The organism is Rhodoblastus sp. (assembly GCF_041915505.1).
GTDB lineage: Bacteria > Pseudomonadota > Alphaproteobacteria > Rhizobiales > Beijerinckiaceae > Rhodoblastus.
Genome location: NZ_JAYSBG010000191.1, coordinates 1 through 6640, shown reverse-complemented (window position 1 = coordinate 6640; position 6640 = coordinate 1). Strand labels below are relative to the sequence as shown.

General features: G+C 67.2%; 4 protein-coding genes and 2 pseudogenes. 5 read left to right on the top strand and 1 reads right to left on the bottom strand.

The features are described 5' to 3' along the window. From ACE3S9_RS12440 to ACE3S9_RS12425, 4 genes and pseudogenes are all read left to right on the top strand, one after another. Positions 1-573: pseudogene (locus ACE3S9_RS12440) on the top strand (threonine synthase); the annotation flags it as partial. Beyond that, positions 563-1825: a M16 family metallopeptidase gene (locus ACE3S9_RS12435; protein WP_374546780.1), complete on the top strand. Its 1263-nt coding sequence runs from the start codon at positions 563-565 to the stop codon at positions 1823-1825. The pseudogene ACE3S9_RS12440 and the gene ACE3S9_RS12435, both read left to right, overlap by 11 nt. A 56-nt stretch (positions 1826-1881) precedes the next feature. Next, positions 1882-2532, top strand: a complete 651-nt coding sequence (locus tag ACE3S9_RS12430; RefSeq protein WP_374546779.1) for a GNAT family N-acetyltransferase — start codon at positions 1882-1884, stop codon at positions 2530-2532. 221 nt (positions 2533-2753) lie between these two features. Continuing rightward, entirely contained in the window at positions 2754-5615 is a 2862-nt protein-coding gene (locus ACE3S9_RS12425; protein WP_374546781.1) for an EAL domain-containing protein, read from the top strand. Between the two features lie 12 nt (positions 5616-5627). On the opposite strand, the gene ACE3S9_RS12420 is transcribed toward ACE3S9_RS12425, so the two are convergent. Continuing rightward, positions 5628-6224 carry a YqgE/AlgH family protein gene (locus ACE3S9_RS12420; RefSeq protein WP_374546778.1) on the bottom strand — a complete coding sequence of 199 codons (597 nt, stop codon included), beginning with the start codon at positions 6222-6224 and terminating at the stop codon, positions 5628-5630. An 87-nt stretch (positions 6225-6311) separates the two neighbouring features. Here ACE3S9_RS12420 and ACE3S9_RS12415 point away from each other — a divergent pair. Continuing rightward, positions 6312-6640, top strand: a pseudogene (locus tag ACE3S9_RS12415) (hypothetical protein); the annotation flags it as partial.

The window sequence follows — 6640 nt, the reverse complement described above, 5'->3', positions numbered from 1 at the left end:
GACATTCTCGCCCGCGCGCTGGAGACCGGCCGCTACGAAGTGCGTGGCGTCCACGCGACGCAATCGCCCTCGATGGACATTCAGGTGTCATCCAATTTCGAGCGCCTGCTGTTCGACGCCGTCGGCCACGACCCGGCCGAAATCCGCGCCCTGATGGCGAGCCTCGACCAGTCCGGCGCCTTCGACATTCCGTCGGCGGCGCTGGCGCATATCCGCGCCGATTTCGCGGCGGGCGCCGCCAGCGAAGCCGACACCTCGGGCGAAATCGCCCGAACCTGGCGCGAATGCGAATATATTCTCGACCCGCATACCGCCGTCGCGGTCCATGTGGCCCGCAAATATCTGGCGAAGGACCCGGCGACGCCGATGGTCGCGCTCGGCACCGCGCATCCGGCCAAATTCCCCGACGCCGTGCGCGCGGCGACCGGGATTTCGGCCCCGCTGCCGGCGCATTTGGCCGACCTGTTCGAACGCCACGAGCGTTTCGACATCCTGCCCAATGACGAGAACGCCATCGCCTCTTTCATCCGCGCCCGCGCGCGGGCCGTAACCCAGAGCCAAAATGGCCGTTGAAACCAGCGCCTTCCCCTCCGGCCTGCGCGTCGTCACCGACGCCATGCCGGGGCTTGAGACCGCCTCGCTCGGGGTTTTCGTCGCGGCGGGCTCGCGCAGCGAGAGCGCGGCCGAACAGGGCCTGTCGCATCTGCTCGAACATATGGCCTTCAAGGGCACGCGGCGCCGCGACGCCCGCGCCATAGCCGAGGCGGTGGAAAGCGCGGGCGGCGATCTCAACGCGGCCACCGGCGTCGAAAGCACCGCTTATTACGCCCGCGTGCTGCGCGAGGATTGCGGCCTCGCTTTGGACGTGCTCGCCGACATTCTCACCGAAAGCCTGTTCGATCCGGAGGAGCTGGAGCGCGAGAAGGAGGTCGTGCTGCAGGAAATCGCGGCGCTGCAGGACGCGCCGGAAGATCTGGCGATGGACCTGTTCAACGCCGCCGCCTTTCCCGACCAGCCGATCGGCCGCGCCATTCTCGGCACGCCTGAAAGGGTGCGCGGCTTCGATCGCGACGCCATCAAAGGCTATCTTGGCCGCCATTACAGCGCGCCGGCCATCGTGGTCGCCGGCGCGGGCGCCGTCGATCATGGCAAGATCCGCGACGAGGCGGAACGGCTGTTCGCCGCCTTGCCCGCGACGCCGCCGGTCGCGGCCGAGCCCGCCCGCTATGTCGGCGGCGAGGTCGTGGTCGCCAAGAAACTGGAGCAGACCCAGGTGGTGATCGGCTTCGAGGGCCGCGCCTATGGCGACCTGCGCCATTATGCCGCGCATCTGTTCGCCAATGCCGTCGGCGGCGGCATGGCCTCGCCCCTGTTTCAGGAGGTGCGCGAAAAGCGCGGGCTGGCTTATTCCATTTCTTCCTTCCACTGGCCCTTCCTCGACACCGGCCTGTTCGGCTTCGAGGCCGCGACCTCGGGGCGGCAGGCGCGCGAATTGATCGAGGTGAGCCTGGCCTGCCTCGCCGAAGCCGCTCATGGATTGAACGAGGCCGATCTCGCCCGCGCCAAGGCGCAGACCAAGGTCGGCCTGCTCACGGCGCTCGAAAGCTCCTCGGCCCGCGCCGAACAGATCGCCCGCCAGACCATGATCTTCGGCCGGGTGCTGACCCGCGCGGAAATGATCGAGAAGATCGACGCGCTGAGCCTCGCCGAAGTGCGCGCGGCGGGCGCCGAAATGCTGCGCGCGCCGCCGACCGTGACCTTGCTCGGCGCCAGGCGCAAGGCGCCGGGCGCGGCGGAGGTTTCCGCGCTGCTTCGCGGAGTCTGACCGGTCGATAAGCCCGCGTTTCTGTGTTAAACATGATGAAACGCTCGCGACCGCTCATGATTCTCTTTGGTATCCCCCGCAAAAAGCCTGCCGCCGGCCGTCTTGACGGAGAGGGGATCTACCTTCGTCCGGCGGTGATGGGCGATTTCGAGCCCTGGCGGCTGCTGCGCCAGTCGAGCCGCGCCTTCCTGACGCCCTGGGAGCCGACCTGGCCGCTCGACGACCTGACCAAACCGTCCTTCCAGCGCCGCGTGCTGCGCCAGGACCGCGAGCGCGCCGAGGATGAATCCTACAGCTATCTGATTTTCCGCACCAAGGACGACGCCCTGCTCGGCGGCATCACGCTAGGCAATGTACGGCGCGGCGTCGCGCAATGCGGGACGCTCGGCTATTGGATGGGCGAGAAATATGCCGGACAGGGCTTCATGGCCAAGGCGGTGCGCGCCGTCCTGCGCCATGCGTTTCTGGAAATGAGCCTGCATCGGGTCGAGGCCGCCTGCGCGCCCGACAACGAGCGCTCGCGCCGGCTGCTGGAGCGGCTCGGCTTCCAGCGCGAGGGCTTCGCCCGCGCCTATCTGATGATCGACGGCGCCTGGCAGGACCACCTGCTGTTCGCCATGCTGGAGCGCGATTTCCTGCGCGAGGCGCGCGACGACCGCGCCGCCGAACCGGCGGGAAAGACGGACGAAGACACAGTTTCGACATGAAGTTGGCGCACGCGTTCGCCGCGCCGGGAACCGGCGGCGCTTCTCAGCCGTCGGTCCCGGCCTCCTGTATTTTCACGGCCTTCCCGTGAAATGTCCGGTCCACTTTTTCGCGCGCCGCTCTAGGCAATGACGGCGATATTTGCGAAAACCCGCAGCGGTCTCCGCCAGCCGCCCCACCCCGCTTTACCCAAGGTCACGTGCGCCCGTTTCGTCTTGCTTTCCTGTTGCTGCTGCCGCTGCTCGCCGCCTTCGCGGGGCTCACGCCCGCCGGCGCCGTGGAATCGGTGCGCGTGCCGCCGGACGCCCAGGCGATCGACCTGACCCATTGGGTCGAAAATTATTCCAACCAGGGCGACCGCATCCAGGTCTCCACCGCGCCCGGCCCGGACGGCATCGTTCGGCGCATCGAGGTCCACGCCCGCGAGGCCGGCGCCCATCCGTCCTGGATCGTGTTCGCGCTCACCAATGACACCGACGAGCAGATGGAGCGGCTGATCGTCGCCCCGCATTTCCGGCTGGTCGGCTCCGGCGTGATCTGGCCCGATCTGGGCGCCGAACGCATCGCCGAAATCACCGCCAGCCAGGGCATTCCCCCCGAAAAGGAGGATTCGCCCGACGCCGACGTGTTCCGGCTGACGCTCGATCCGGGCGCGACCGTCACTTATGTCGCCGAGCTGAAATCCCCGAAATTGCCGCAGCTCTATCTATGGGAGCCGGAGGCCTATAAGGACAAGACCACCGGCCTGACGCTCTACAAGGGCATCGTCATCGGCATCGCCGGCCTGCTGGCTCTGTTCCTGACCATCGTCTTCGTGGTCAAGGGCGCGGTGATCTTCCCCGCCGCCGCCGCTTTGGCTTGGGCCGTGCTGGCCTATGTCTCGATCGATTTCGGCTTCTGGGCCAAGATTTTCGGCACCGAGACCAATGCCGACCGGATCTGGCGCGCCGGCGCCGAAACCGTGCTCTCGGCCACTCTGGTGGTCTTCCTGTTCGCTTATCTCAATCTCAGCCGCTGGCATGTGCGCGCCTCGCATGTCGCCGGCGTCTGGCTGCTGTTCCTGCTGGCTTTGGTCGGTCTCGCCGTCTACGACCCGCCGGTCGCAGCGGGCGTCGCGCGCATTTCACTCGCCACCGTCGCGGCGGTCGGCTTCATTCTGGTGGTCTATCTCGCCACCCATGGCGTCGAGCGCGCCGTCATGCTGATCCCGACCTGGCTTTTGCTGGTGGTCTGGGTCTGCGCCGCCGCCTTCACCATCAATGGCTCGATCGCCAACGACCTCGCCTCGCCGGCTCTGCTCGGCGGCCTCGTCCTGCTGGTCATGCTGATCGGCTTCACCATCATGCAGAGCGCCTTCGCCGCCGGCGGCGTCGCCCATGGCGCGATCAGCGACGTCGAGCGCAAGGCCCTGGCGCTGACCGGCGCCAATGACATCATCTATGACTGGGACGTGGTCAACGACCGCATCTATGTCAGCCCGGATATCGAGGACCAGCTCGGCCTGAAGCGCGGCGAGCTGGAGGGCCCGGCCTCGTCCTGGCTGAGCCTGCTGCATCCCTTGGAGCGCGACCGTTATCGCGCCTGCCTCGATACGGTGCTGGAGCAAAGGCGGGGCCGCGTCAGCCAGGATTTCCGGCTGCACGCCAGCGACGGCCATTATTTCTGGTTTCGGCTGCGCGCGCGGCCCGTCGTTGGGCCGGACGGCGACGTGGTGCGCCTCGTCGGCACGCTGACCGACGTGACCGAACAGAAAAACGCCTTCGAGCGCCTGCTGCATGACGCCGTGCACGACAATCTGACCGGCCTGCCCAATCGCGAAATCTTCTTCGACCGGCTCGATCTGGCGCTGATCCACGCCGAAACCGCGCCGCATCAGCGCCCCTCGGTGCTGTGCGTCGATATCGACCGCTTCGGCAAGATCGTCGAAACCGTCGGCGTCTCGGCCGGCGATTCGATCCTGCTGACCGTCGCCCGGCGGCTCGGGCGCCTGCTGCAGCCGCGCGACACGCTGGCGCGCATTTCGGGCGACATGTTCGCGATCATTCTCGCCTCCGAGGCCGCGACCGAGCAGATCGTCAATCTGGCCGACCGCATTCGCCGCACGGTTTCCGCGCCGGTCACTTTCGCCAATCGGGAAATCCCGCTTAGCGTTTCGGTCGGCATCGCCTTGTTCGACCCGCAATGGCATCCCAAGCGCGAGGACATGCTGAAGGACGCCGAAATCGCCATGCGCTACGCCAAGCGCGACGGCGGCGGCCGGATCGAGGTGTTCCGGCCCTCGATGCGCTCGCAAGGCTCCAACCGGCAGGCGCTGGAAGGCGAGCTGCGCCGGGCGCTGGAGCGCGACGAGATCAAGCTGTTCTTCCAGCCGATCGTGCGGCTCGACGACCGCACCGTCGCCGGCTTCGACGCGCTGCTGCGCTGGCAGCACCCGCGGCTCGGGCGCGTCGAGCCCAGCGATTTCCTGCCGCTCGCCGAGGAATCCGGCCTCATCGTCGATCTCGGCCTGTTCGCCATGCAGCGCGCCTCGCGCGAACTGGCCGCCTGGCAGAAGGCGCTCGACGTCAATCCGCCGATCTTCGCCAATGTCAATATTTCCTCGCGCCGCATGCTGCGCCACGACCTGCTCTCGGACGTCAAGAACGTGCTGACCCGCACCGCAGTCGCGCCGGGCTCGCTCAAGCTGGAGCTGAGCGAGGCGCTGGTGATGGAAAACCCCGAATATGCCGCCCAGATGCTCGGCCGGTTGCGGGAGCTCGGCGCGGGCCTGGCTTTGGCCGATTTCGGCTCGGGCTATTCGTCGCTGGCCTATCTCCAGCGCTTCCCCTTCGACATGATCAAGATCGATCGCGGCTTCGCCCGGCACGATTCGCTGACCAGCCGCGCCGCCATGCTGCGCTCGGTCGTCACTCTGGCGCATGATTTCGGCATGGAGGCGATCGCCGAAGGCGCCGAGACCGAATCGGACGTGATCGAATTTTCCCAGATCGGCTGCGAATATGCCGTCGGCTTCGCCTTCGGCCATCCGCTCAGCGCGGCCGACGCCCGCAAGCTGGTCGGCGCGGCCGCCGAGCCGGCGGTCTGAGCGGAAGTCCTGTCAGGCGTGGCCCGCTTCATCCGCGAGGAAACGCAGATCGACGCCGATCGCGCCCAAAGCCCGCTCATATTTGGCTTCATGTTCCTGATCGAACAGCAACGAGGCGTCGGCGGGGCAGATCATCCAGCTATTGGCCAGGATTTCTTTTTCCAGTTGCCCCGGCGACCAGCCGGCGTAACCCAAAGCCAGCACCGCCCGCTCCGGGCCTTCTCCTTGGGCGATGGCGCGCAGCACGTCGAGCGTGGCGGTCATCGAGACGCTGTCGTCGATGGTCATAGTGGCCTCGGCGGCGCGATAATCCGGCGAATGCAGCACGAAGCCCCGGCTGGCGTCGACCGGGCCGCCCGCCAGCACGCGATGGCGACCGATCGATTCCTCGACGCGCGGCTTGTCGGAATCCTCGATCACCTTGAGTTGCAGCAGAAGATCGACGAAATTGACGCCCTGGGCGGGATGGTTGACGATGATGCCCATGGCGCCTTCCTCGGAATGGGCGCAGACATAGACCACCGACCGCATGAAATAGGCGTCGTGCAGGCTGGGCATGGCCACAAGGCATTTGCCTTCGAGAAAAGGACCGGGGCCTTCGTTGTTCACTTTCGCAACCTTCCCGCTGGTTTCGCCGTCCCGGCCGGAGGGCCGGAAGCCGACGTCGCGCGCAGCCTCATGGAGACATGCTAAAGGATGAGCGCGCAAAGGGAAGCCAAATCCTCTCGACGCGTGCGCCGCGCAACGGCCGCCGTCTGCCTGCTCGTTCTGGCCGTGGCGGCCCCGGCGCGCGCCCAGGAATGGGTCGCCGGCGCGAAATCCCAGGCGCGGCTGGTCGACGGCGGCGTCCATGACGGCGCGCGCTACGCCGGCGCACAGATCCGCCTGTCCGGCGACGCGGTGACCTATTGGCGCGATCCCGGCGAGGCCGGCGTCGCCCCGACTTTCGATTTCGCCGGCTCGGATAATGTCGGCGAGGCCGAGGTGGTCTATCCGCAGCCGGAGCGGATCGACGAGGCCGGCCA